General features: G+C 55.7%; 19 protein-coding genes. 4 read left to right on the top strand and 15 right to left on the bottom strand.

The window, feature by feature from the left end; all coding sequences use genetic code 11:
* Positions 1–98 precede the first annotated feature (98 nt).
* The 9 genes from sucD to sdhC all read right to left on the bottom strand — a co-directional run bounded on the left by sucD (position 99) and on the right by sdhC (position 11,262).
* The gene (gene sucD / locus FMN52_RS00560) at positions 99–971 is read right to left on the bottom strand and encodes a succinate--CoA ligase subunit alpha (RefSeq protein WP_008174394.1); all 873 of its coding nucleotides are present in this window, start codon (positions 969–971) and stop codon (positions 99–101) included.
* On the bottom strand, positions 971–2,137 hold the full coding sequence (gene sucC / locus FMN52_RS00555) for an ADP-forming succinate--CoA ligase subunit beta (protein ID WP_148606780.1): 1,167 nt from the start codon (positions 2,135–2,137) through the stop codon (positions 971–973). The genes sucD and sucC overlap by 1 nt, the downstream gene beginning before the upstream one ends.
* A gap of 36 nt (positions 2,138–2,173) precedes the next feature.
* Positions 2,174–3,616 (bottom strand): dihydrolipoyl dehydrogenase, encoded by a 1,443-nt coding sequence (gene lpdA, locus FMN52_RS00550; RefSeq protein WP_148606779.1) that lies wholly within the window; start codon positions 3,614–3,616, stop codon positions 2,174–2,176.
* Between the two features lie 36 nt (positions 3,617–3,652).
* Complete coding sequence (gene odhB, locus FMN52_RS00545) at positions 3,653–4,879, bottom strand: 2-oxoglutarate dehydrogenase complex dihydrolipoyllysine-residue succinyltransferase (RefSeq protein ID WP_148606778.1); 1,227 nt, start codon at positions 4,877–4,879, stop codon at positions 3,653–3,655.
* A 25-nt stretch (positions 4,880–4,904) separates the two neighbouring features.
* Positions 4,905–7,742 (bottom strand): 2-oxoglutarate dehydrogenase E1 component, encoded by a 2,838-nt coding sequence (locus tag FMN52_RS00540; protein ID WP_148606777.1) that lies wholly within the window; start codon positions 7,740–7,742, stop codon positions 4,905–4,907.
* Between the two features lie 312 nt (positions 7,743–8,054).
* Entirely contained in the window at positions 8,055–8,759 is a 705-nt protein-coding gene (locus tag FMN52_RS00535) for a succinate dehydrogenase iron-sulfur subunit (protein WP_148606776.1), read from the bottom strand.
* Positions 8,760–8,773: 14 nt separating this feature from the next.
* A complete protein-coding gene (gene sdhA, locus FMN52_RS00530) occupies positions 8,774–10,546 on the bottom strand; it encodes a succinate dehydrogenase flavoprotein subunit (protein WP_148606775.1) in 1,773 nt (590 codons plus the stop codon).
* A gap of 3 nt (positions 10,547–10,549) precedes the next feature.
* Positions 10,550–10,894: a succinate dehydrogenase, hydrophobic membrane anchor protein gene (gene sdhD, locus FMN52_RS00525; protein ID WP_008174380.1), complete on the bottom strand. Its 345-nt coding sequence runs from the start codon at positions 10,892–10,894 to the stop codon at positions 10,550–10,552.
* Positions 10,888–11,262, bottom strand: coding sequence for a succinate dehydrogenase, cytochrome b556 subunit (gene sdhC / locus FMN52_RS00520; RefSeq protein ID WP_148606774.1), 375 nt, complete (start codon positions 11,260–11,262; stop codon positions 10,888–10,890). Before sdhC ends, sdhD begins: the two co-directional genes overlap by 7 nt.
* 477 nt (positions 11,263–11,739) lie before the next feature.
* On the opposite strand from sdhC, the gene gltA reads away from it, so the two are divergent.
* Together gltA and FMN52_RS00510 are read left to right on the top strand one after the other, a co-directional pair.
* Positions 11,740–13,014 carry a citrate synthase gene (gltA, locus tag FMN52_RS00515; RefSeq protein ID WP_148606773.1) on the top strand — a complete coding sequence of 425 codons (1,275 nt, stop codon included), beginning with the start codon at positions 11,740–11,742 and terminating at the stop codon, positions 13,012–13,014.
* 116 nt (positions 13,015–13,130) lie between these two features.
* Complete coding sequence (locus tag FMN52_RS00510) at positions 13,131–14,003, top strand: NAD(P)-dependent oxidoreductase (RefSeq protein WP_148606772.1); 873 nt, start codon at positions 13,131–13,133, stop codon at positions 14,001–14,003.
* Between the two features lie 56 nt (positions 14,004–14,059).
* Here FMN52_RS00510 and topA read toward each other — a convergent pair whose 3' ends face one another.
* The 3 genes from topA to fadB form a co-directional block, all read right to left on the bottom strand.
* A complete protein-coding gene (gene topA / locus FMN52_RS00505; RefSeq protein WP_148606771.1) occupies positions 14,060–16,702 on the bottom strand; it encodes a type I DNA topoisomerase in 2,643 nt (880 codons plus the stop codon).
* A gap of 270 nt (positions 16,703–16,972) precedes the next feature.
* On the bottom strand, positions 16,973–18,148 hold the full coding sequence (fadA, locus tag FMN52_RS00500) for an acetyl-CoA C-acyltransferase FadA (protein WP_148606770.1): 1,176 nt from the start codon (positions 18,146–18,148) through the stop codon (positions 16,973–16,975).
* A 33-nt stretch (positions 18,149–18,181) separates the two neighbouring features.
* On the bottom strand, positions 18,182–20,329 hold the full coding sequence (fadB, locus tag FMN52_RS00495) for a fatty acid oxidation complex subunit alpha FadB (protein WP_148606769.1): 2,148 nt from the start codon (positions 20,327–20,329) through the stop codon (positions 18,182–18,184).
* A gap of 436 nt (positions 20,330–20,765) precedes the next feature.
* Between fadB and FMN52_RS00490 the strand changes: the two genes are divergently transcribed.
* Together FMN52_RS00490 and FMN52_RS00485 are read left to right on the top strand one after the other, a co-directional pair.
* Positions 20,766–21,584, top strand: coding sequence for a hypothetical protein (locus FMN52_RS00490; RefSeq protein ID WP_148606768.1), 819 nt, complete (start codon positions 20,766–20,768; stop codon positions 21,582–21,584).
* A gap of 155 nt (positions 21,585–21,739) precedes the next feature.
* The gene (locus tag FMN52_RS00485; protein WP_148606767.1) at positions 21,740–22,171 is read left to right on the top strand and encodes a universal stress protein; all 432 of its coding nucleotides are present in this window, start codon (positions 21,740–21,742) and stop codon (positions 22,169–22,171) included.
* Between the two features lie 58 nt (positions 22,172–22,229).
* Here the strand turns inward: FMN52_RS00485 and FMN52_RS00480 are convergent, their stop codons facing one another.
* Genes FMN52_RS00480 through FMN52_RS00470 form a run of 3 tightly spaced genes read right to left on the bottom strand, consistent with a single transcriptional unit; the run spans position 22,230 to position 25,650 of the window.
* The gene (locus tag FMN52_RS00480; RefSeq protein ID WP_148606766.1) at positions 22,230–22,898 is read right to left on the bottom strand and encodes a hypothetical protein; all 669 of its coding nucleotides are present in this window, start codon (positions 22,896–22,898) and stop codon (positions 22,230–22,232) included.
* Entirely contained in the window at positions 22,895–24,847 is a 1,953-nt protein-coding gene (locus FMN52_RS00475; RefSeq protein ID WP_148606765.1) for an ATP-binding cassette domain-containing protein, read from the bottom strand. The genes FMN52_RS00480 and FMN52_RS00475 overlap by 4 nt, the downstream gene beginning before the upstream one ends.
* 8 nt (positions 24,848–24,855) lie before the next feature.
* On the bottom strand, positions 24,856–25,650 hold the full coding sequence (locus tag FMN52_RS00470) for an MOSC N-terminal beta barrel domain-containing protein (protein WP_148606764.1): 795 nt from the start codon (positions 25,648–25,650) through the stop codon (positions 24,856–24,858).
* Positions 25,651–25,698: the final 48 nt, after the last annotated feature.

Genomic DNA, 25,698 nt, shown 5'->3' with positions numbered 1-25,698 from the left:
TTGGAACCGCCATCATAGTTCAGGCGACCCGGCATTATAAATAAAAAACCCCCGCTCTGCAGGGCAGAAACGGGGGTTTTTACTGAAAGAAGGCCAGCTTACCAGCCAGTGACTTCCTTCAGGGCCTGACCGATCTCGGCCAGACTGCGTACAGTGCGAACACCAGCGTCTTCCAGAGCGGCAAACTTGTCGTCTGCTGTACCCTTGCCACCGGAAATGATGGCGCCAGCGTGGCCCATACGCTTGCCCGGAGGCGCAGTAACACCAGCGATGTAGGAAACCACCGGCTTGGAAACGTTCTGCTTGATGTATGCTGCAGCTTCTTCCTCGGCGGTACCGCCGATCTCGCCGATCATCACAATGGCTTCTGTCTCAGGGTCTTTCTCGAGCAGGGCCAGAATGTCGATGAAGTTGGAGCCCGGGATCGGGTCACCACCGATACCGATACAGGTGGACTGACCATAGCCGAAGTCAGTGGTCTGCTTGACCGCTTCGTAAGTCAGGGTGCCTGAACGGGACACGATACCAACCTTGCCCTTCTTGTGGATGTGGCCAGGCATGATGCCGATCTTGCACTCGTCCGGAGTGATAACACCCGGGCAGTTGGGACCAATCATGCGAACGCCCTTGCGATCCACGTATTCCTTGGCGTACAGCATATCGATGGTCGGGATACCTTCAGTGATACATACGATCAGCTGAATGCCGGCATCCGCCGCTTCGATGATGGCGTCTTTGCAGAACGGCGCCGGTACGTAGATAACGGTCGCTTCTGCGCCAGTTGCTTCAACGGCGTCACGCACGGTGTTGAACACCGGCAGGCCCAGATGCTCGGTACCGCCTTTGCCGGGGCTAACGCCGCCAACCATCTTGGTGCCGTAGGCAATCGCCTGCTCTGAGTGGAAGGTGCCCTGTGCGCCGGTAAAGCCCTGACAGATAACCTTGGTGTCTTTGTTAATCAGGATGCTCATTATTTACCCCCTGCGGCTTTAACAACTTGCTCTGCCGCATTCGACAGACTGGTAGCGGCAATGATGTTCAGACCGCTCTCGGCGAGTACCTGAGTACCCTTCTCCGCGTTGTTGCCTTCAAGGCGAACCACAACAGGAACCTTGACGCCGACTTCCTTCACGGCACCGATGATGCCCTCTGCAATCATGTCGCAGCGAACGATACCACCGAAGATGTTGACCAGAACCGCCTTGACGTTGGAGTCAGACAGAATGATCTTGAACGCTTCGGAAACACGCTCCTTGGTTGCACCGCCACCAACGTCCAGGAAGTTGGCAGGCTGGCCGCCGGACAGCTTGATGATGTCCATGGTACCCATGGCCAGGCCGGCACCGTTGACCATGCAACCGATGTTGCCTTCGAGGGCTACGTAGTTCAGTTCCCACTTGGCCGCTTCCGCTTCCCGGGAGTCTTCCTGGGAGGGATCGTGCATTTCGTGAATTTTCTTCTGACGGTACAACGCGTTGCCATCAACACCGACTTTGGCATCCAGGCAGTGCAGATCACCGGCCGGGGTAATAACCAGCGGGTTGATCTCGACCAGTGCCAGGTCGCACTCTTCGAACAGCTTCGCCAGACCAACGAAAATCTTGGTGAACTGACCGATCTGCTTGCCTTCCAGGCCCAGCTTGAACGCGAGTTCGCGGCCCTGGTACGGCTGTGCGCCAACCAGCGGGTCGACTTCCGCTTTCAGGATCTTCTCGGGCGTTTCTTCGGCAACCTTCTCGATCTCAACACCGCCTTCGGTAGAGGCCATGAACACGATACGACGGGTACCACGGTCAACGACCGCACCCAGGTAAAGCTCCTGGTCGATGTCGGTGAGGGATTCAACCAGAATCTTGCTGACCGGCTGGCCATTCTCATCTGTCTGATAGGTTACCAGGTTCTGACCCAGCCACTTCTCGGCAAACTCACGGATCTCGTCTTTGCTCTTGACCAGCTTTACACCGCCAGCCTTACCACGGCCACCTGCGTGAACCTGGGCTTTTACAACCCAGGCATCACCGCCGATTTCACCAGCTGCGTCTACAGCTTCCTTCGGAGTATCACAGGCAATGCCCTTGGATACTGGCAGGCCATATTCAGCGAAAAGCTGTTTGCCCTGATATTCATGCAAATTCATAGTTAATGTCCCGAATTAAAAAATTCCTGGTTTGCGTTACTTCTTCTTGCGGCGGTTGGCGATATGGATCGCGCCACCACCGACGGCCAGAGCTGCTTCGTGCACGGACTCTGACAGAGTCGGATGTGCAAAGCAGGTCAGGGCCAGATCTTCGGCGCTGGAACCGAACTCCATGGCGATTACGCCCTGGGCAACGATTTCAGAGGCCTGGGGACCAACTACATGGAAACCGACAATACGGTCAGTTTTTGCGTCAGCAATGATCTTGACCAGACCGGTCGCCGAGTTTGCAGCCATTGCACGACCATTGGCCGCAAACGGGAAGGTACCTACATTGTACTCTTCACCTTCTGCCTTCATCTGCTCTTCGGTTTTGCCAACCCAGGCAACTTCCGGGAAGGTGTATACAACGTTCGGGATGCAGTCGTAGTTCACCTGGGGCTTGTGCCCGGCGATACGCTCCGCAACCATGATGCCTTCTTCAGAGGCCTTGTGGGCCAGCATGGGTCCACGAACTACGTCACCGATCGCCCAGACACCCGGGGCTTCGGTTTTACAGTTGTCATCGACAAAGATGAAGCCGCGCTCATCCATCTGGACGCCGGAGTCTTCCGACAGCAGGTTGTCGGTGTAGGGCCGACGACCGACAGCGACAATGAGCTTGTCGAACTTGGCTTCGTGCTTGCCCTTGGAATCTTCATAGTTCACGTTAACCAGCTTGCGCTTCACTTCCGCGCCGGTCATGCGTGCACCCATGACAATATTCAGACCCTGCTTCTGGAATTGCTTGAGGGCATCCTTGGCGACCTGCTGGTCAACGGCCGGCAGGAACGTGTCCTGAGCTTCCAGGACCGTCACTTCAGCGCCAAGACGAGCCCATACGCTACCGAGCTCAAGGCCGATAACGCCGGCACCGATAACGCCAAGACGCTTGGGCACTTCGGTAAATTCCAGAGCACCCTCGGAATCGACGATGTATTCGCCATCGAACGGAGCGGGTGGGATCTGAATCGGCTTGGAGCCGGTGGCCAGAATGATGTTTTCGGCTTCGTAGGTTGTCGACTTGCCGTCCTTGTCCGTCACTTCCACCTTGCGACTCGCCAGCAGTTTGCCGTGGCCGTGGATGGAGGTAACACCATTGGACTTGAACAGACCGGCAATACCACCGGTCAGCTGCTTAACGATGCCGCTCTTGCGCTCCATCATCTTGCCGATGTCCATTTTGACATCTTTGGCGATGATGCCCTGCATTTCGAAGTCGTGACTGGATTCTTCAAACTTATGAGAGATTTCCAGCAACGCCTTGGAAGGAATGCAGCCAACGTTGAGGCACGTACCACCAAGCACCTGTGCCTTGCCGTCTTCAGCGGTCCAGGATTCGACACACGCGGTCTTGAGACCCAGCTGTGCCGCTTTGATGGCAGCTACGTAGCCCCCGGGGCCTGCGCCAATGACAATGACGTCGTACTTATCAGACATACTTTTATCCCGTTTTCCGATTCGTTAAATGTCGGCTCAGACGTCCAGCAGAATACGTGCCGGGTCTTCAAGCATTTCCTTGATGGCAACCAGGAACTGCACTGCCTCTTTGCCATCAATCATCCGGTGGTCGTAAGAAAGCGCCAGGTACATCATCGGCTGAATTTCCACCTTGCCGTTCACGGCCATCGGACGCTCCTGGATCTTGTGCATGCCCAGGATCGCAGTCTGCGGCGGATTCAGGATCGGCGTGGAAATCAGCGAGCCGAAGATGCCGCCATTGGTAATCGTGAAGGTACCGCCGGTCATATCTTCAATGGCCAGCTTGCCCTCTTTCGCCTTGGTGCCGTACTCGACGATCTTCTTCTCGATGTCTGCCAGGCCCATGGCATCGGAATCACGCAGGACTGGAACAACCAGGCCGCGATCGGTGGAAACCGCCACGCCGATATCCTGATAACCGTGGTACACCATGTCGTTACCGTCGATGGACGCGTTCACTGCCGGGAAACGCTTCAGGGCTTCGGTGGCCGCCTTGGTAAAGAAGGACATGAAGCCAAGCTTGATACCATGACGCTTCACAAAGCTGTCCTGGTACTGTTTGCGCATCTCCATGATCGGCGCCATGTTCACCTCGTTAAAGGTGGTCAGCATGGCTGCGCTCTGCTGGGCATTGACCAGTCGCTTGGCGATGCTCGCACGCAGGCGGGTCATCGGTACACGCTTCTCTGGACGCTCACCCTGGCTGACGTTGACTTCCGGCATATCGGCTGCCGGCTGAGGCGCAGAAGCACCGCCGGAGGACTTGGCACTGTCGACGTGGCTCTGAACATCTTCTTTGGTTACGCGGCCATCTTTGCCGGTACCCTTGATGCTGTTCGGATCAACGTTATTTTCCTCAGCCAGCTTGCGGGCCGCCGGGCTCAGGATCGCCTCGCCGGAGGAGGCTTCGCTCTTGGCTTCGTCTTTTGGAGCTTCTTCCTTGCTCTCTTCTTTGCTCTCGGCAGGCTTGGATTCGCCCTTTGCGCCTTCCTTGAACTTGCCGACTACCTCGCCGCTCTCAACGGTATCGCCTTCATTCTTGAGGATTTCCTCGATCACGCCATCAGCCGGCGCAACAACCTCAAGAACAACCTTATCGGTTTCGATATCGACAATCAGCTCATCGCGTGAACAGGCTTCACCCGGCTGCTTGTGCCAGGTCGCGACGGTACCCTCTGCGACCGACTCCGGGAAAACGGGGGCTTTAATCTCAGTTGACATTACAGATCCTTAGTTCGGTAGCTCGTCAAATTTCAAACGCGTCGTTAACCAGTTTCTTCTGCTCTTCGATGTGGACAGACATATGGCCACAGGCAGGAGCAGCCGAAGCGTCACGACCGGCATACTGAAGGTACAGCTTGGGATTCTTGCGATGCAGCGCATTACGCATATGATGCTGACTGCAGTACCAGGCACCCTGGTTCATCGGTTCTTCCTGACACCAGACAACGTGCTTGAGCTTGGTGTATTCGCTCAGCAATTCGTCAAGGTCGTCTCCGGGGAAAGGATACAGCTGCTCGATCCGAACGATGGCAACGTCATCGCGCTCGTCAGATTTCTTCTTCTCCAACAGATCGAAATACACCTTGCCAGAGCACAGAATCAGGCGGGTGACTTTCTTCGGATCGGACGGCTCTTTCTCTGGCAGCACGGTCTTGAAGGTACCTGAGGTCAGGTCATCAAGATCAGACGTCGCTTCCTTGTGCCGCAGCAGGCTCTTGGGAGTGATCGCTACCAGCGGCTTACGCAGCGGGCGCTTGACCTGCCGACGAAGCATGTGGAACACCTGCGACGGCGTGGTCGGCACACAGACCTGAATGTTGTGCTCGGCACTCAGTTGCAGGAAACGCTCGAGGCGCGCGGAGCTGTGCTCAGGCCCCTGCCCTTCGTAACCGTGGGGCAGCAGGAGGGTCAGACCGCAGAGACGCCCCCACTTGTGCTCACCACTGGTCAGGAACTGATCGATTACAACCTGGGCGCCGTTGGCAAAGTCACCAAACTGGGCTTCCCAGACCACAAGACCGTCAGGAGCGGTCGTGGAATAGCCGTATTCGAAGGCCATAACGGCTTCTTCAGACAGCAGAGAGTCGTAGATCTCGAATTTCGGCTGATCCTCGGCCAATTCCGCCAGGGCAATGTGGGTGGAACCATCCTTCTGATTGTGAAGAACCGCATGCCGATGGGAGAAGGTTCCCCGGCCAATATCCTGGCCGGTAAGACGGATGGGGTGACCTTCATTCAACAGGGTCGCATAGGCCATGACTTCGCCGTAGCCCCAGTTGATGGGCAAGGCACCGGCCGTCATCTTCTCCCGGTCCGTAACAATTTTGGAGACCTGGCGCTGAATGCTGAAACCTTCGGGGACTGAGGTCAGCTTCTTGCCCAGCTTCTGAATCGTCTTCAGAGCAACGCTGGACTTGCACTTGGCGGTCCACTCGTGACCGAGGTACGGAGTCCAGTCAACATAGAGCTCTTTGTTGGGCTCCTTGACCAGGGATTTGACCACGTGTTCGCCATTGTCCAGGGCGTCACGGTAGTCATTCTCCATCTGTTTGGCTTCTTCTTCGGTAATCACACCGGCTTCCACCAACTGATCCACATACAGGTTCCGAGTGGTTTTCAGCTTGCGGATCTTCTCGTACATGACCGGCTGGGTTGCGGCCGGCTCGTCCGCCTCGTTGTGGCCACGACGACGATAGCAGACCAGATCGATCACGATGTCGTTCTTGAATTCGTTGCGGTAATCCATGGCCATCTGCGTCACGAACATGACAGCCTCGGGGTCGTCTGCATTCACGTGCAGAATCGGCGCCTGGATCATCTTGGCGACGTCGGTACAGTATTCCGTGGACCGGGCGTCTTCCTGCTTGCTGGTGGTGAAACCAACCTGGTTATTGATGACGATGTGAATGGTACCGCCAACCCCAAAACCACGGGTCTGGGACATCTGGAAAGTTTCCATCACCACGCCCTGACCGGCAAATGCCGCGTCACCGTGCATGATAATCGGGACTACCTTGGTGCCCTCATCATCATTGCGGCGGGTTTGCCGAGCCCGCACGGAACCCTCAACTACCGGAGAAACGATTTCCAGGTGAGACGGGTTAAACGCCATCGCCAGGTGAACTTCACCACCCGGGGTCATCACGTTGGATGAGAAACCCTGGTGGTATTTCACGTCACCGGAGCCAGAATCCGCAAGTTTCTTGCCTTCAAACTCGTCAAAGAGCTCTCTCGGGTTTTTGCCCAGGGTGTTGACCAGAACGTTCAGGCGACCACGGTGAGCCATACCCAGGACAATTTCCTTGGCGCCGTATGAACCGGCACGCTGAATTAGCTCGTCCAGGCAGGGGATCAGGGTCTCACCACCTTCAAGACCAAACCGTTTAACGCCCGGATAACGGGATCCGAGGTACTTTTCAAGACCTTCGGCAGCCGTCAGACGCTCAAGGATGTGCTTACGGGTGCTATGTTCGTAGGCAGGGCGTGAGCGAACCGGCTCCATGCGTTGCTGGAACCAACGCTTGATGCGGGTATCGACCACATGCATGTATTCAGCGCCGATGCTTTCGCAATAGGTTTGGCGCAAGCCATCGACGATGTCTCCGAGCTTCATGGTCTCGGAACCAAGATTCAGGGAGCCGGTCTGGAATTCCAGGTCACGGTCAGAGTCCGATAACTCATGGAATTCGGGATCGAGGTCTTCGACCCTGGGGCGCTGCCATACGCCGAGCGGGTCCAGCTTCGCTTCCTGATGACCGCGGAAGCGGTAAGCGTTAATCAGCTGAAGAACACGAATCTGTTTTTTATCCGCATCAGACGTTGCACTGGCGGGTACGCCGCCGCTGGCAAGAAAACGCTGGTTACGGGAAATGTGTTCAAACTGTTCACGGATGGAAGAGTGGACAATGTCACGGCCCTTGTAGCCATCGACACTGGGAAGCTTGTCGAAATAGCTGCGCCACTCTTCGGGAACGGCATTGGGGTCTGTCAGGTAGGTTTCAAAAAGCTGTTCAACATAGGCAAGATTTCCACCCTGAAGGTGGGAAGTCTGCCATAACTGCTCCATTATGCTTTCGTGCATCTTGAATAGCTCACCTTGGGCTGGTGCGGGGAGCCCGATATGGTCGGCCAGGGGTATTTCTCAGTCAATACGGGTTTTTACGGGATCGACTTTGGCCACCACACCCGACATGGATGTTTTCCATTCCCCGGTGGTTTTTATACTCAGCAAAACAGGGAGAAAACTTTATAAGTTCCCGCCACGGCTTGCGTAGTGTGCACCCGGGTAAGACCTTTGACTATAAGCCTTTGGTTGAAGGCCCCGCAAACTTGCGGGGCCTTCCGGGTGCTAACCTGATCAGAACAGTATAGCGTCTGTCGTAAATCCTGCTGCTCAAGTAGCCCTTTGCAGCAGAAGATTCCGAATATGGCCGATAGCCCTTGTGGGGTTCAGACCTTTCGGGCAGACACTGACACAGTTCATGATGCCCCGGCAGCGGAATACACTGAACGGGTCATCAAGGTTGGCAAGTCGCTCATCCTGAGCCGTATCCCGGCTGTCGGCCAGGAAACGGTAGGCCTGAAGCAGACCGGCAGGACCGATAAACTTGTCCGGGTTCCACCAGAATGACGGGCAGGACGTGGAACAGCAGGCACAGAGAATACACTCGTACAGGCCGTCCAGCTTCTGGCGGTCTTCCGGAGACTGCAGACGCTCGATCGCGGGAGCAGGCTTGTCGTTGATCAGGTACGGCATGACCTTTTCGTACTGCTTGTAGAAAAGGCTCATATCAACAACCAGATCACGAATAACCGGCAGGCCCGGCAGCGGACGAAGAACCAGCTTGTCGCCCTTCACCACCTGGGAAACAGGCGTGATACAGGCCAGTCCGTTCTTGCCGTTCATGTTCATGCCATCAGAGCCACAAACGCCCTCCCGGCAGGAACGACGGTACGCCATTGAAGGGTCCCGCTCCTTGATCAGGTTCAGCACATCAAGAACCATGAGATCCTTGCCTTCCGGAATCTCGACATCCACGTCCTGCATATAGGGCGCGTTGTCAGTCTCCGGGTTATAACGATAAAGGCTTACTAACATTTTCAGCGTCCCCCTTAGTAAGTCCGGACCTTCGGCTCAAACGTGTCCACAGTCTTCGGCGAGAAATTCACGTCACGTTTACCAACACGCTTTTCCAGCGGGAAGTAGATGGAGTGCTTCAGCCAGTTTTCGTCGTCACGCTCGGTGAAGTCGTTCCGTGCGTGCGCTCCACGGCTTTCCTTGCGCTCAAACGCAGAAATAGCGGTGGACAGGGCAACCTCGTAAAGGTTATCCAGCTCGAGCGCTTCAATACGAGCGGTGTTGAAGGCGTTGCTGGTGTCAGCCAGCTTGGTGTTGCGAACACGCTCACCAATCGCTTCCAGCTTCTTCAGGCCCTCTTCCATGCTCTTGCCGTCACGGAACACACCGAAGTAAAGCTGCATGCAGTTCTGAAGATCCTTCCGAACCTCTGCGACGCTTTCACCCTCGGACGCATTATTCAGGCGGTCAAGCCGCGCCATAGCGCGCTTGATGTCGTCTTCACTGGCACCGTCCACTTCAAAGCCGCCACGAAGCTGCTCCTCGATGTGCAGACCCGCTGCGCGACCAAAGACCACCAGATCCAGCAGGGAGTTCCCACCCAGACGGTTGGCACCATGTACAGATACACAGGCGGCCTCACCACAGGCGAAAAGCCCTGGAATCGGCTTGTCCTTTCCATTCTCGTCCTGAGTCAGAGCCTGGCCGCCAACGTTGGTCGGAATACCGCCCATCATATAGTGACAGGTCGGCACTACCGGGATCGGCTCTTTAACCGGATCAACGTGAGCAAAGGTACGGGACAGCTCACAGATGCCCGGCAGGCGCAGATTCAGAGTTTCTTCACCCAGATGATCAAGCTTTAGCAGAACATGATCCTTGTCAGGACCACAACCACGGCCTTCCAGGATCTCAATAACCATGGCCCGGGCAACAACGTCCCGACCCGCCAGATCCTTCGCGTTCGGAGCATAACGCTCCATGAATCGCTCGCCTTCGGCGTTGATCAGGTAACCACCCTCACCCCGGCAACCTTCAGTAACCAGTGTACCAGCACCGTAAATACCGGTCGGATGGAACTGCCACATCTCCATATCCTGCATCGGGAACCCGGCGCGCAGCGCCATGCCGATACCGTCACCGGTGTTGATCAGGGCGTTGGTCGTGGAGGCGTAAATACGACCCGCACCACCGGTAGCCAGAACGGTTGCCTTACATTTGATATAGGCAACTTCGCCAGTCTCTACTTCAATGGCAACTACACCAACAACTTCGTCTTTGCTGTTCTTGACGAGGTCTACCGCGTACCACTCGTTCAGGAAGGTAGTACCGCCCTTGATGTTGGCCTGGTAAAGAGTGTGGAGAAGCGCGTGACCAGTACGGTCAGCCGCCGCACAGGTACGTGCTGCCTGGGTGGGATTATCCGGCCCCTTGGACTGGCCACCGAAAGGACGCTGATAGATGCGGCCCTGCTCGGTACGAGAGAACGGAAGACCCATGTGCTCAAGCTCGAATACCGCCTGAGGACCCACGGAACACATGTACTCGACGGCATCCTGGTCGGCGATGTAGTCCGAGCCTTTTACCGTGTCATACATGTGCCAACGCCAGTCGTCATTCGGATCAGCACTGGCAATCGCACAGGTGATGCCACCCTGGGCAGAGACCGTATGAGACCGCGTGGGAAAAACTTTTGTGATGCACGCGGTATTGACGCCGGACTCGGTCAGCTGAAGAGCGGCACGCATGCCAGACCCGCCACCGCCGATAACAATTGCGTCAAAAGACATGGTCTTGATATTAGCCATCGATTAAAGCCCCCAAAGAATCTGAATGCCCCAAACCACATATACGAACATGGTCAGCCCACAAGCCGCCTGCACGATAAACCTGGGACCCATAGCCTTGATATAGTCCGTGGTTACCGTCCAGAGCCCTACCCAGGCGTGAGCACCAATGGAAAGAAGTGCCATGAGGGTAAAGATACGGAACCAGGTCTGGTCAAACAGCGCGTTCCAGGTGTCGTAGTTGACATCGGTAGTCAACATGTAACCGAGCAGGAAAATTGTATACAAAGCAAGTACGTAGGCGGTTACCCTCTGGATCAGCCAGTCAAAGACACCACTGCGACCCAGGTTCGTGACGCTGTTTACCATACCCAGACTCCTGCCAGAACGATGAGAATAACGGAAACCACAATCGTGATCTTCGAGGCGAGGCGACCGCTCTCGAGTTCTTCACCAATGCCCATATCCATGAACAGGTGCTTGATACCGGCAACCAGGTGGTACAACAGAGCAGACAAGATGCCCCAGATAATCAGCTTGGCAAGGAAGCTGTCCAGCAGTTCACTAACACGACTGAAGCCCTCTTCCCCGGACAGGGAAAGCTGAAGTCCGTAAAGCATGAACGCAACACCAACAAAAATGATGATGCCGCTGATACGGTGCAATATGGACGTAATGGCTGGCAGCGGAAAATGAAACTTGCCGAGATCGAGATTTACTGGTCGTTTGCTATTCACAGCGCTCTCACACTCTCTCTTGGTTCCGCGGGACCGGAAGACCGGGTGCGGATGGTTGGTATGTAAGGATCGGCGTGCAGATACGAAACCGGCACACGATTGGCTCAGAAGGGAGGAACCCTCACCGGCAACCCGCTATTTACAGGCAGCGGGAAAAGGTTTCTCCCCGATTCCGGGCTAGGGATTATAAGGAGTACCCTAACCAATTACAAACCCGCAACGTCGCTCAGGCCGCGTAATTCAGGGGGTTAAGCAATCTATAAGGATTATTGACAAACGCTTTTTCTACGCCAATCCGTTGTTATTCGGGATATCCCTCATTTACAGCGAGTGTCAAATTCTGCCTTTTCCCGACTATTCCATTGACAAAAAAAGCCAACGCCCTATATTTTGCCGCCAGTTTTGCGATAATACGCGCCTTCTAGCGCATCTATAACTGTAGATAAAGCTGTCAAAGCTGATAAATAGGAGAGCACCATGACCGACAGGAAAGCCACGCTCTCGGTGGGGGACAAGTCCATTGAGCTACCGGTTTATTCAGGCACCGTCGGCCCTGACGTTATCGACGTACGAGGCCTAGTCCAGGAAGGCGTTTTCACATACGATCCCGGATTCGTATCCACAGCAGCCTGCGAATCGGCCATCACCTACATCGACGGTGCGAACGGCGTTCTCCTGCACCGCGGCTACCCGATTGAACAGCTGGCCGAACATTCCGACTACCTTGAAGTCTGCTACCTCCTGCTTCACGGCGAGCTTCCCAGCGCCGAAGAAAACAAGCGCTTTCACGACACCATCAAAAACCACACCATGCTGCACGACCAGATGCGGAACTTCTTCCAGGGTTTCCGTCGTGACGCACACCCAATGGCCATCATGTGTGGCGTTGTAGGCGCTCTTTCCGCGTTCTACCACGGTGAAATGGACGTCGCCAGCCAGGAACAGCGAGAAATCACTGCGCATCGTCTGATCGCAAAAATGCCGACTATTGCAGCCTGGTGCTATAAATACGCCATCGGCCAGCCTTTCATCTACCCCCGCAACGACCTCTCGTACTCCGAGAACTTCCTGCAGATGATGTTTGGCGTTCCCTGCGAGGAGTACAAGCCGAATCCGATCCTGGCCAAGGCCATGGACAAGATCTTCATCCTGCACGCGGACCATGAACAGAACGCATCCACCTCCACGGTGCGCCTGGCCGGCTCTACCGGCGCTAACCCCTACGCCTGTATTGCCTCCGGCATTGCCGCTCTGTGGGGGCCTGCTCACGGCGGAGCCAACGAAGCAGTGCTGGACATGCTCGCCGAGATCGGCGACGAGTCCAACATCGAGAAATTCATCGCAAAGGCCAAAGATAAAGATGATCCGTTCCGCCTGATGGGCTTTGGCCACCGGGTTTACAAGAACTTTGACCCGCGCGCCAAGGTGATGGCAGAAACCGCTCACGAGGTTCTGACCGAGCTGGGCCTGGAGAACGACCCGCTGCTGAAAATCGCCCAACGCCTCGAGAAAATCGCGCTGGAAGACGAATACTTCGTCAAGCGCAAGCTCTACCCGAACGTGGATTTCTACTCCGGCCTGATTCTCAAGGCAATCGGAATCCCGACCTCGATGTTCACAGTGATCTTCGCCCTGTCGCGGACCATTGGCTGGTTCTCGCACTGGAACGAAATGGTCAGCGGCGACTACCGCATCGGTCGTCCGCGTCAGCTCTATACCGGCTCGGACTCCCGGGACTATCCGGAGGACTAAACGCGATTCTTCGGGTAAGACATGCAAAGGCCGCTGATTCAGCGGCCTTTTTTATTCCATCCTACCCTGCTCTTCTGTGCTAAGTTAATCCGATAAAAACATCAGAGGAGAAAGCAATGACTACAGCAGCATTTATCGGTCTTGGCGTTATGGGCTACCCCATGGCCGGCCACCTTGCCAATGCTGGGCTCACCGTCAGGGTCTGGAACCGGACCACCGCCAAAGCCGAGCAGTGGACCACTGAATACTCCGGAACCAGCTGCTCCACCATTGCTGAAGCGGTGAAAGGGGCAGATATCGTGCTGACCTGTGTTGGCGCCGATACCGATCTGAAAGCGGTTTATGAAGGCGACGAAGGCATCCTCTCCAATGCCTCCGAGGGTGCAGTTCTGGTCGACCACACCACCGCCTCCGCCGGCATCGCCGAATATCTGGCCGATGCCGCCAAGAGCAACAACATGGGGTTTGTCGATGCACCGGTTTCCGGCGGCCAGCAAGGCGCTGAGAATGGCAAGCTGACCATCATGTGTGGCGGCTCCGAACAGGACTACGCCAAGGCCGAGCCAGTGATGGAACACTATGCGCGGGCACTGAATCGGATGGGCCCCGCTGGCAGTGGTCAGAAAACAAAGATGGTAAACCAGATTGCCATCGCCGGTCTGGTACAGGGGCTCTCAGAGGCCCTGCACTTTGCCGAGCAGGCTGAACTGGACGTGGCAAAAGTGGTGGACGTTATTTCCAAGGGCGCGGCTCAGTCCTGGCAGATGGAAAACCGCTCAGGAACCATGATTGCCGGTGAATTCGAACACGGTTTCGCGGTTGACTGGATGCGAAAGGATCTCGGGATATGCCTCGAAGAGGCCAGAAAAGTGAACGCCTCTCTGCCGGTTACCGCACTCGTCGATCAGTTCTATGCGGATGTACAGTCCATGGGCGGTAAACGCTGGGACACGTCGTCCCTGATTCAGAGGCTGAGGAAGTTCCGGTAAGCTATCGAGTTCGGGGTCAGTGGAAAGCGTTTAACTGACCCCGAGCTCGATCTGAGTTATTTTTTCTTGTCCTGCGGCTGCCACTTGCCGTTCACGTACCACGCAGACCAGCCCGTCGCCTTGCCGTCCTTCTCGGACATGACGTACTGCTCCTTAGTCTTCCTACTGTAGCGAATCACCGTCGGATTGCCCTCAGGGTCACGCTCAGGTGCATCCATCAGGTAATCGTGCTTCGGATCAATCTCCTTGCGGTGCGGTTTGATTTCCATCACCAGGGGCGGCCGCGTTTCCCGGTTCTTCGGGAATTTACTGGCAGCCAGGAATAATCCGGACGCACCATCCCTCAGAACGTAAGTATCATCAACTTTCTGGCACTGAAGCTCCGGCATAGGCACCGGGTCCATCTTGGGCGGAGCGGGCTCACCATTTTTCAGCAACTTACGGGTATTTTTGCACTCGGCATTGGTACATCCGAAATACTTGCCAAAACGCCCCGTTTTAAGCTGCATCTCGGAGCCACACTTGTCGCACTCGAGAGTCGGCCCATCGTAGCCTTTGATTCGGAAGGTGCCCTTTTCCACCTCGTAACCTGAGCAATCAGGATTGTTACCACAGACATGCAGTTTACGGGTTTCGTCAACCAGGTAACTGTCCATGGCGGTGCCACACTTGGAGCAGCGCCGCTTCTTGCGCAGCAGGCGGGTTTCACCCTCGCCTTCCACATCATCGTCCGCGCTGACCACTTCATCACCGGAGACCAGGTTAATGGTGGTCTTGCAACGCTCCTTCGGCGGTAACGAATAGCCGGAACAGCCCAGGAACACGCCGGTACTGGCCACACGGATCTGCATGTTCCGGCCACAGCTCGGGCATGGAATATCGGTTTCAGTGGGCATATTGGCGCGCATCCCACCATCCTCACCACTCTCTGCTGTTTCCAGTTGCTGCCGGAAACGGCCATAAAAATCGTTCAGAACTTTTTTCCACTCGACATCGCCTTCGGCAATCTCATCGAGCTCATCTTCCATCTTCGCAGTAAAGTCGAAGTCCATCAGGTTCGGAAAAGACTCCGACAACCGCTCGGTAACAATCTCGCCCATCTTCTCAGCATAAAACCGGCGATTCTGTAGCCGTACATAACCCCGATCCTGAATCGTCGAAATAATCGAGGCATAGGTCGACGGCCGGCCAATACCCTGCTTCTCAAGCTCCTTGACCAGGCTGGCCTCAGTGTATCTGGGCGCTGGCTTGGTGAAGTGCTGACTGGGGTCGAGCTTCTTCAGATCCAGAACTTCATCTACCTGGATATCTGGCAGAGCGATGTCCTCATCTTTCTTGGCAGCCTGGGGCGCCGCCTTCAGGAAGCCATCAAATTTGATGATGCGGCCCCGGGTCCGCAACTCATAATCGCCGTTGGCCACAACGATAGAGGTACTCAGGAACTCCGCATCCGCCATCTGACAGGCTATGAACTGGCGCCAGATCAGGTCATAGAGCTTCTCAGCATCCTTCTCAAGGCCACTAATGTCCGAAGGCCTGCGGCTCACTTCTGTCGGCCGGATGGCCTCGTGGGCCTCTTGTGCGCCCTCTTTACTTCCGTAAACGCGAGGTTTCTCGGGAAGGTACTTGTCACCGAACTGCTTTTCGATAAAGGTCCGACAACTGGAAATCGCATCCTGACTCAGGTTGGTGGAGTCAGTACGCATATAGGTAATAAAGCCTGCCTCATAGAGGCGCTGGGCGAGCATCATGGTTTTCTTGACGCTGAAACCCATGCGATTGCTCGCGGCCTGCTGCAGCGTCGAGGTGATAAAGGGAGCCGACGGACGTGACCGTGTCGGTTTGTCCTCGCGCTTGGCAACCTTGAACGTGCCGGCTTTGAGACGGCTGACATGCTCGCTGCTTTGCTGCTCGTTAACCGGTCGGTACGGTTTGTCATCGTGCCGGGTCACCTCAAAACGGACCGGCTGGTCAGCCTTGGCAGACGCAAGATCGGCATGCAACTGCCAGAACTCCTCCGGAACAAACTTCCGGATTTCCCGCTCCCGCTCGACGATCAGCCGCACAGCGACTGATTGTACACGGCCGGCAGACAGGCCACGGGCAATCTTGGCCCAAAGCAGAGGTGACACCATATAGCCCACAACCCGATCGAGGAAGCGACGGGCCTGCTGGGCATTCACACGGTTATTGTCCAGATTGCCGGGATCCTTGAAGGCTTCCTGAATGGCACGCTTGGTGATCTCGTTGAACACGACGCGCCGATACTTCTCGGGTTCGCCACCAATGGTCTGCTGAAGGTGCCAGGCGATCGCCTCCCCTTCACGGTCCAAATCCGTTGCCAGATAGATATGGTCTGCTGATTTGGCCAGACGCTTGAGTTCACTGACCACCTTCTCTTTGCCGGGAAGGATCTCGTAACGGGCACTCCAGTCCTGGTCCGGGTCGACACCCATCCGGGCGACCAACTGTTCACGGGACTTGCGCTTTTTATGCACCGCTTTTTCTTCAGGACTCATCTTCCGGGTGATAGCAGCCTGCTTTGCACGCTCCTTGGGATCGGACTGAGATCCGCTGCCACTGACGGGAAGATCACGAATATGCCCGACGCTCGATTTGACGATGAAGTCAGAGCCCAGGTACTTGTTGATGGTCTTCGCTTTCGCTGGTGACTCGACAATTACGAGACTTTTACCCATATCGGAATTCTGTATCCTTGGCGATAAATCGGTCAATTAATCAGCAAACCGTAAACTCGCTGTAAAATCAGTCGGCTAGAAAACACATACGCCGCCATCTTGTATAGGCTCACTGTTTTACAGGGTCAAGAATAGCAAGACAACCCATTCTTTGGTTTCAATCCTGCTTTTTTTCACATTCGGGAACCCTGTTGGGGCCGCCCGCTGAAACAGAAAGGCCCGGCATTTGCCGGGCCTTCTGAAACCGCTTACTGCAATCCGGTTAACGGATTACAGACGCTCCCAGACCGTTGCAATGCCCTGGCCCAGACCGATACACATGGTGGAAACACCAAGCTTACCGCCTTTGGCCTGCATTACGTTCAGCAGGGTTGTGGAGATACGTGCACCAGAGCAGCCCAGCGGATGACCAAGGGCAATCGCGCCGCCGTTCAGGTTCACTTTTTCTTCCATAACGCCCAGCAGCTTCAGGTCCTTGAGGACCGGCAGAGACTGGCCTGCAAAAGCTTCGTTCAGTTCCCAGAAATCGATATCTTCGACTTTCAGGCCTGCACGCTTGAGGGCTTTCTTGGTAGCAGGCACCGGGCCATAACCCATGATCGCGGGATCACAGCCAGCAACGGCCATGCTGCGGATCTTGGCAATCGGCTTCAGCCCCAGGGCTTCAGCACGCTCTGCGGACATCAGCACCATTGCAGCCGCACCGTCGGTCAGCTGCGAGGAGGTGCCCGCAGTAACAGTACCGTTCTTAGGATCAAACGCCGGCTTGAGCTGGCCAAGTGACTCGGCGGTGGTCTCTGGACGGATGGTCTCATCCTGCTCGATCAACACCTTGAAGCCATTCTCGTCGTGACCTTCAATAGGCACGATTTCGTTCTTGAAACGGCCTTCTACGGTCGCTTCATGGGCCAGACGGTGAGAGCGGGCACCAAACTCATCCTGCTGCTCGCGGGTAATCCCGTGCATTTTTGCCAGCATTTCCGCGGTCAGGCCCATCATGTTGGACGCTTTTGCGGAGTACTTGGACGCGGCCGGGTTGTGATCGAAACCTTCGGTCATGGGCACGTGACCCATGTGCTCGACACCACCCACGAAGAATACATCACCGTTGCCGGTCATGATGGCCTGCGCTGCAGTGTGAATCGCACTCATGGCCGAACCACACAGACGGTTCACGGTCTGCGCGGCAGACTCGTGGGGAATGCGGGTCAGAAGGGAAATCTGACGCGCCACGTTGAAGCCCTGCTCCTTGGTCTGGTTTACACAGCCCCAGATAACATCTTCAACTTCTTTCGGGTCGAGCTTCGGGTTGCGCTCAAACAGTGCTTCAATCAGATTGGCGGACAGGGTCTCTGCACGCACGTTCCGGAAACAACCGTTTTTGGCACGACCCATCGGAGTCCGCACGCAATCGACGACGACAACGTCTCTCGGATTAAGGCTCATAGATCTTTCTCCGTTCGGAAATCTCGTTCAGGGTTAACCAAAGAACTTTTCGCCAGTCTTGGCCATTTCACGCAGCTTCTCGGTCGGGTGATAAAGAGGACCAAGGTCTGCAAACTTGTCTGCCAGTTCGACGAACTTGTCTACACCCATATCGTCGATATAGCGCAGGGCACCACCACGGAACGGCGGGAAGCCGATACCGAAAATCAGGCCCATATCAGCATCTGCCGGATCTTCGACAATGCCGTCTTCCAGGCAGCGAACGGTTTCCAGGCACAAAGGCAGCATCATACGGGCGATGATGTCTTCGTCACTGAAATCGTTCTTACCCTGAACAACCGGCTCGAGCAGCTTGTAGGTCTCTTCATCGACAACCTTCTTCTGCTTGCCCTTGCGGTCCAGTTCATATTTGTAGAAGCCCTTGTCGTTCTTCTGTCCGTAACGGTTGTTATCGAACATCACGTCAATGGCTGTTGTACCTTCGTGCTTCATGCGATCCGGGAAGCCGTCTGCCATCACTTCACCGGCGTGTTTGCCGGTATCCATGCCGACAACGTCCAGCAGATACGCAGGACCCATGGGCCAGCCGAACTTTTCCATGACCTTGTCAACGTGCTGGAAGTCAGCACCGTCACGTACCAGGCCGATAAAGCCGCCGAAGTACGGGAACAGAACGCGGTTTACCAGGAACCCCGGGCAATCGTTAACAACGATCGGAGTCTTGCCCATGGCCTTGGCATAGGCCACGGTGGTCGCGATGGCGCGATCACTGGTCTTCTCGCCACGGATTACCTCAACCAGCGGCATCATGTGCACCGGGTTGAAGAAGTGCATGCCGCAGAAGTTTTCCGGACGCTTCAGGTTCTTGGCCAGCAGGTCGATGGAAATCGTCGAGGTGTTGGAGGTCAGGATGGCATCCTCGCGAACCGCATCTTCGGTTTCACGCAGAACCGCATCTTTCACCTTCGGGTTTTCAACAACCGCCTCAACCACCAGATCGACGTTCTTGAAATCGCCATAGTTCAGGGTCGGCGTGATGCTGTTGAGCACATCGGCCATCTGATCCGGCTTCATCTTGCCTTTTTCAACACGCTTGGACAGAAGCTTCTTGGCTTCCTTCAGGCCCAGGGCGATACCGTCCTGGTTGATGTCCTTCATGATGATCGGCGTGCCCTTCAGGGCAGACTGGAATGCAACACCGCCGCCCATGATACCGGCACCCAAAACGGCAGCCAGGTTCACGTCATTGGCTTCTTTTTCCCAGGCCTTGGCCTTCTTCTTCAATTCCTGATCGTTCAGGAACAGGCCTACGAGGCAGGCCGCCACATTGGTCTTGGCCATCTTGGCGAAGCCTTTGGCTTCCACTTCGATTGCCTTGTCACGGGTCATGCCGGCATGCTTCTGCATGACCTTGATGGCCTCGACAGGAGCGGGGTAGTTCTTGCCAGCCTTGCCAGCAACGAATGCCTTGGAAATCTCGAATGCCATCATGCTTTCCATGGCATTGAGCTTGATCTTGCCCTTCTTCTCTTCACGACGGGCTTCATGGTCCAGCTTGCCTTCGTTGCACTGGTTGATAATGGCAACGGCAGCATCGACCAACTTGTCGGACTCGAGCACGGCATCCACGGCGCCAACTTTGAGAGCCACATCTGCGCGGTTCTCAGTACCACCGCTGATCCACTCAACGGCATTGTCGACACCCACCAGACGGGACAGACGCACGGTACCGCCGAAGCCCGGGAAGATGCCCAGCTTCACTTCCGGAAGACCAACCTTGGCCTTCTTGTCCATAACGCGGTAGTCGGTTGCCAGACACATCTCGAAACCGCCACCCAGCGCCATTCCGTTGATCGCGGTAACGGTCGGGAACGGCAGATCTTCAACAGCGTTGAAGACTTCGTTGGCCTTGAGGTTGTTGGCTACCAGATCCTCTTCCGAGCCCGCAAACAGCTCGGTGAATTCGGTAATGTCGGCACCAACAATGAAGCTGTCCTTGGAGCTGGTGACTACCAGACCCTTCAGGTTCTTTTGCGCTTTCAGTGCGTCAGTCGCGGCGCGGAGCTCTTCCATAGTAAGACGGTTGAACTTGTTTACTGACTCGCCCTGCAAGTCGAAGTTCAACTGAGCGATCCCGCCTTCGATCTCTTTAACCGTGATGGCTTTACCTTCGTAAATCATCAACTGATCTCCAGTCTGTGTTTGGAACTGCTTCCAACCGAGCGGTACTTTTTGATTCACCAGCGCGGCTGTTTGTGCAGCGAGATTTCGGTCACTGCCCGATCTTCCGATTCAAAAATTCATACAGTCGTTTGAATCGTGAGGGCACACGATGAAAAAAAACGGCGCATTTGTCAATTTGTTTCTTTCGGAGGGGCTGCAAAAGTCCTCGAAAATCCGAGGGCAACCGGAAAAAGGTGGAGCGGAATTGTTATGTTTCAGTGAACTGGAAGCCACTGCTCAGGAAAAATCGGAACTTCGTCACGCAAATTTCAAAGTTGTTTACATTTACGTGCAACAACGCCACCAAAACTGCTTGATTGGCCGACGCAGTTACTTTACCTTCGATCTACGACTTTGGTCCACAATAATAAAACGTATTACGGAGACCCATCCGATGAAAGACGCTAACCTGCGGATACGTTCCCTTGTAGCCGCGCTCATTCTCCTTGCATTTACGTCCATGGGGGCTCGCGCCCAGGACAGCGCCGACGGATTCCTCTCCGATCTTCACAATTTCCGGGTCAGTAACTACATGGCTCTGGATGCCTACTACCGCTTCAGCGGAACCGGAGACACCAATACCCTGAACGAGATTGTGCAGGGCATTAACTCGGCGAACGACTCCATGAACTCCATTGCTGGCAGCGATTCTGGCGTGCTGTCTGCCGAACAGGTCGAGGGACTCAACCAGGAGTTCGACAAATTCAAGAACCTGATGCGCGACAACATCAACGACGTGCGCAATCAGGGTTATCCGGATCTGCGCCTGGTCTCGGACATGGCCAACCAGGCACTGACCATGAACGAGAAAGCCACTGAGCTTTATCGGGTGGCCCAGGAAAGCTCCCAGACCGCGACCAATCCGAGGGTTGAAGCCGCCCGTTCGGCTGCCGTCAAAATGGCCCAGATGATGGCCAAATACTCCGTGAGGACCAATTCCTCTGTCGCCCAGACCTTCCAGGGATCTTCTACCGAAACCCCGCTGGACGAACAGGCCCGCGAGCTGGACCAACTGCTGGCATCCGTTATCAAGGGCCAGGGAACACCGGAACTCAAGGCGGCACTCAACGACATCTCCTCCAAGTGGCAGTTCATCCGTGGTTCCTACATCAACTACAACGAAAACAACGTAGGCTTTGTGATTGATCGGTACTCCAAGGGTATCCTGCAAGGACTGGCCACAACCATCGAGCTCCTCAAAGGTAACGCCTAAGTACCTGCCCTACTTTTCTGGCAGGCCTAATTACCTGCCAGAAAAGAATTTTTCCGCCACCCTTTTTGATGCCCGTCAGTTTCCCGCTACACTTTCCCGACCGGATTTGAGGTACTATCCTCAGAACAATACCCCGTGTGCGAAGGAGCGATACGATGTCTGCCTATAAGAAAATGCTTGTTGCAATTGACCTCACCGAAGAGGCCCCACAGGTGCTGGACAAGGCAAAAGCCCTAAGCGAGGCCCACGGAGCCGAGCTTATGCTGGTTCACGTGGTTGAGCCTGTCGGGTATGCCTATGGTGGCGATATTCCGATGGATCTGACCGAACTGCAGGACCAGCTCGACAAAGCGGCCCGCGAACAGCTGGGAACCTACGGCGATCAGTACGGCGTGGCAAAGAACAATCAGGTGGTAACGGTCGGGCGTCCGGAGTCGGAAATTCACAGGCTCGCCAAGGAGCAGGAAGTGGACCTGGTGATCGTCGGCAGTCACGGGCGAAAGGGTTTTCAGCTATTGCTGGGCTCAACCGCTAACGGGGTTCTGCACGGGACCGAATGCGATGTGCTGGCCGTTCGAATTCATTAGCGGTTGCTGAACACAGGCCCGGGCATTGGCCCGGGCCTGTGTTCAGGGTAAGTAGCTATCAGGCTCCCTCCCCGCTCATTTTCGCCTCCAGTTTGCGTAGCTGACTTTCCAGGGAAAAGCTGACGCTCGACGCCATCGAAAAGAAGTTCAGTAGCGCCTTCAGGTTGCTGTCCCCCTTGCAGACCGAGTGAATACGCTGCCACAGGGCCTGATTAACCAGCTGCAGCCTTTGATTCCGCTCCACAAGCCCCTTGAGCTCCCAGTCCGGAGTCTGGTGATTCCGTTTGGCAAAGTATTGCTGTAACAGGTAGTGAGAAACACTGCGCATGATAAATTCATCGGTGTTTGCAAACGGCAAATGGTGGACGGCCATCGGCTTGAGCTCTGAAAGAACCGGGCAACCGCTGGTTGCCATTTTAAGCCCAAGCAACGACCGAAGCGCCTCTTCAAGTGCCGTCTGTTTGACATAGCTGCGACGGTCGTCCGTTACCCTCACCTCAACCTTCTGATAGGCGTCTTCATCCCGGAAGGCATCCACCACGGGCAGTATTTCCGTTGCCGCGGGGCAGTACGGAGAGTCCGACGTTTTTAACGGGCAGTTGCTACACTGGCAATGCTCCAGTTTTGTCCATGACGCAAGCGAGCCCGAAGGCCGGGACGGCTTGTCCGTAACCTTGAATTCGACGGTACGACCGTCCTGAAATCTGAAATCGTAATGTACGTTCATTGATTTGCCTGTTCTTCCAGCTCCATCCACCGCTCAATGACCTTCTCCAGACGGTTTTCCTTTTCCGTCAACGCTTCCAGAGTGGCCGAGACTTCATCCGGTGGGCCTGAATAAAAATCAGCCCGGGAAATCTTTTCCTGCAGACCGGCGACTTCCTGCTCGAGCCCCTCGATCTGTCCTGGCAACTGTTCCAGTTCGAGCTTGAGCTTGTAACTCAGCTTCACGGGTTTGGCCTTTTCAGGCTGCGCCCGCGGTTTTGCACTTTCTGCAGGTTTCTGTGATACGACCTTGTCGGTGCTACCGGATGTCTTGCTGGTTTTATCCTGCTTATCCGGTCGGTTACCCGTCGCTTCTGACGGGAAGCAACCGCCCTGACGACGCCAGTCGGTGTAGCCGCCAACGTACTCACGCACTTTGCCCGAACCATCCAGGAAAACCGTTTCGGTGATCACATTATCAAGAAACTCACGGTCGTGACTGATCACGATCACTGTGCCGGCAAATTCCGCCAGCTGTTCTTCCAGCAACTCCAGCGTTTCCACATCCAGATCATTGGTTGGTTCGTCGAGCACCAGGATATTGGCTGGCTTGCTGAACAGCTTAGCCAGCAGCAATCGAGCGCGCTCGCCACCCGAAAAAACGCTGACCGGAGATCTGGCTCGTTCCGGCGTAAACAGGAACTCCTGCAAATAGCCGAGCACATGCTTGCTCTGGCCATTGATGTCGATGAACTCCCGGCCCTCGGAAAGGTTATCCAATGCGTTCCGCGTCAGATCGAGCTCTCCGCGCAACTGATCGAAATAGGCAACCTGCAGATTGGTTCCAAGACGAATGGAACCCTCAGTTGGTTCCAAATCCCCCAACAGAAGGCGAACAAGCGTGGTCTTGCCTGTGCCATTTTCCCCAACAAGCCCGATCTTGTCGCCCCGCAGAATGGTGAGATTCATGTCTCTGATAACCGGTGCGCCATCCGGGTAGGCAAAGCCCGCGTCCCTGGTTTCAACCACGAGCTTTCCTGAACGGGCCGCATCTTCCACCGCAAAGGTCGCGGTTCCCCCGCGCACACGGCGCTGCCTGTGCTCCTCACGCATAGCCTTCAGGGCACGAACTCGCCCCATATTACGGGTTCTGCGAGCCTTGATGCCCTGGCGGATCCAGGCCTCTTCCTGCTTCAGCCGCTTATCGAACAGCGCGTTCTGCCGCTCCTCCTCCTCAAGCGCTTTTTCCTTGAGGTCCAGGTAGCGGTCGTAGGTGGCAGCAAAGCTCACCAGTTTCCCCCGATCCAGCTCTACAATCCGGGTCGCCATCCGCCGGATAAATGCGCGATCGTGGCTGACAAAGAGCATGGCGCCCCGAAACTGACCCAGGGCCTCTTCCAGCCAGGCTATTGCCGGTACGTCCAGGTGGTTTGTCGGCTCATCCAGCAACAGTATGTCCGGATCGGCAACCAGTGCTTTTGCCAGGAGAACACGGCGCTGCCAGCCCCCAGAAAGGGTATCGAGGGTCTGATCCGGATCAACGCCATACTGACCGAGAATGGTGGTTACCTTCTGATCCAGTCGCCAACCGTCCAGGGCTTCAAGACGCTCCTGGACTTTCATCAACCGGTCCAGGCTCGCCTCGTCGCCCTGCTGCGACAACTGATGGAACTCTGCCAGCAACTTGCCGGTTTCCGGAAAGGCTCCGGCGACGACTTCATAGGCCGTGCGGGTGTCCTCGGACGGCAGGTTCTGTGGCAGCACCGCCAGAACCGCGCCATCATCGAGACGCACCACGCCACCATCGGGTGTCACCTCTCCGCTGACAATTTTCAGCAGGGTCGATTTTCCCTCGCCGTTTCGTCCCAGCAAACACACACGCTCTCCGGCATCGATAACCAATGAGGCCTGATCCAGCAGCGGATGCATTCCATAAGCCAGGGAGACTGAGTCCAGCGTTAACAGTGGCACGTTTGGTTTTACTCCGTTTGATTGACAGTAACGGGTTCACCGACCCGGATAAGTCCTGGTGATTCATGAATCGCGTTCTGGCCGAAGATCACGCCCTCCCCGGTCCTGCGATAGCGGGACAGGGTTCTGAGCGGCTGTACGGCAGCATCCTTCAGGCCGGTCGAAGGGTCGACGGTTGTCATTACGCAGCGTGAACAGGGTTTTACGATACTCAGACGGTTATTGCCAATGCTCAAGCTCTGCCAGCGGTCCTCATCCCAGGCATTCGCGCCCTCAATGACGATGTTGGGCCGGAACCTCCGCATCTCCACGGGCAGCTCCAGCCGGGTGTTGAGCTCTACCAACGAGGCGATATTGGTAACGAGGAAAGGAAAACCATCAGCAAAGCCCACTCGCCGGTACTCGTCGACCCGGCCCGCATCAACCCGGCGGAAGGAGCTGTCCGGCATGAATACCAGACGAACGGACTTGCGACAAAACCGACTCAGAGCATCACTGGCTTCCTGCAAGCCTGCCAGAGCCTTCACCCAGTCCCGCCACACCAGTACCCGAAGCTCATCATTGGAGGGCGTCAGGCCAAACTCACCTTCACCGGGAATGGTGATAACGACCTGATCACCATCCAACCGTGTTTCCACCCGGGCAAGTTCGGGATGCTCTCTCTGGGTAACAAACCGCCGCTCATCATCAACGATCATCCATCGCCTGTCGCCGACTGGACCGAAATCGTCGGTATGAAAACTGGTCACCTCAATACCGGAAAGAGATTTGACGGGGTATACGAACAGCGAATGGACCTTCATGGAGGCAGCCTCCCACAGAGAATCGGGACTCGAAACAGGCTGATGAGT

This window comes from Marinobacter sp. BW6 (assembly GCF_008107725.1).
Taxonomy (GTDB): domain Bacteria; phylum Pseudomonadota; class Gammaproteobacteria; order Pseudomonadales; family Oleiphilaceae; genus Marinobacter.
The sequence above is the reverse complement of the archived record's forward strand: the minus strand, read 5'-3'. Positions and strand labels throughout refer to the sequence as shown.

Excerpts from the sequence above, each read along its gene's own strand:
- sucD (WP_008174394.1), bottom strand. The coding sequence starts at position 971 with ATGAGCATCCTGATTAACAAAGACACCAAGGTTATCTGTCAGGGCTTT.
- sucC (WP_148606780.1), bottom strand. The coding sequence starts at position 2,137 with ATGAATTTGCATGAATATCAGGGCAAACAGCTTTTCGCTGAATATGGC.
- lpdA (WP_148606779.1), bottom strand. The coding sequence starts at position 3,616 with ATGTCTGATAAGTACGACGTCATTGTCATTGGCGCAGGCCCCGGGGGC.
- odhB (WP_148606778.1), bottom strand. The coding sequence starts at position 4,879 with ATGTCAACTGAGATTAAAGCCCCCGTTTTCCCGGAGTCGGTCGCAGAG.
- FMN52_RS00540 (WP_148606777.1), bottom strand. The coding sequence starts at position 7,742 with ATGCACGAAAGCATAATGGAGCAGTTATGGCAGACTTCCCACCTTCAG.
- FMN52_RS00535 (WP_148606776.1), bottom strand. The coding sequence starts at position 8,759 with ATGTTAGTAAGCCTTTATCGTTATAACCCGGAGACTGACAACGCGCCC.
- sdhA (WP_148606775.1), bottom strand. The coding sequence starts at position 10,546 with ATGGCTAATATCAAGACCATGTCTTTTGACGCAATTGTTATCGGCGGT.
- sdhD (WP_008174380.1), bottom strand. The coding sequence starts at position 10,894 with ATGGTAAACAGCGTCACGAACCTGGGTCGCAGTGGTGTCTTTGACTGG.
- gltA (WP_148606773.1), top strand. The coding sequence starts at position 11,740 with ATGACCGACAGGAAAGCCACGCTCTCGGTGGGGGACAAGTCCATTGAG.
- FMN52_RS00510 (WP_148606772.1), top strand. The coding sequence starts at position 13,131 with ATGACTACAGCAGCATTTATCGGTCTTGGCGTTATGGGCTACCCCATG.
- topA (WP_148606771.1), bottom strand. The coding sequence starts at position 16,702 with ATGGGTAAAAGTCTCGTAATTGTCGAGTCACCAGCGAAAGCGAAGACC.
- fadA (WP_148606770.1), bottom strand. The coding sequence starts at position 18,148 with ATGAGCCTTAATCCGAGAGACGTTGTCGTCGTCGATTGCGTGCGGACT.
- fadB (WP_148606769.1), bottom strand. The coding sequence starts at position 20,329 with ATGATTTACGAAGGTAAAGCCATCACGGTTAAAGAGATCGAAGGCGGG.
- FMN52_RS00490 (WP_148606768.1), top strand. The coding sequence starts at position 20,766 with ATGAAAGACGCTAACCTGCGGATACGTTCCCTTGTAGCCGCGCTCATT.
- FMN52_RS00485 (WP_148606767.1), top strand. The coding sequence starts at position 21,740 with ATGTCTGCCTATAAGAAAATGCTTGTTGCAATTGACCTCACCGAAGAG.
- FMN52_RS00480 (WP_148606766.1), bottom strand. The coding sequence starts at position 22,898 with ATGAACGTACATTACGATTTCAGATTTCAGGACGGTCGTACCGTCGAA.
- FMN52_RS00470 (WP_148606764.1), bottom strand. The coding sequence starts at position 25,650 with ATGAAGGTCCATTCGCTGTTCGTATACCCCGTCAAATCTCTTTCCGGT.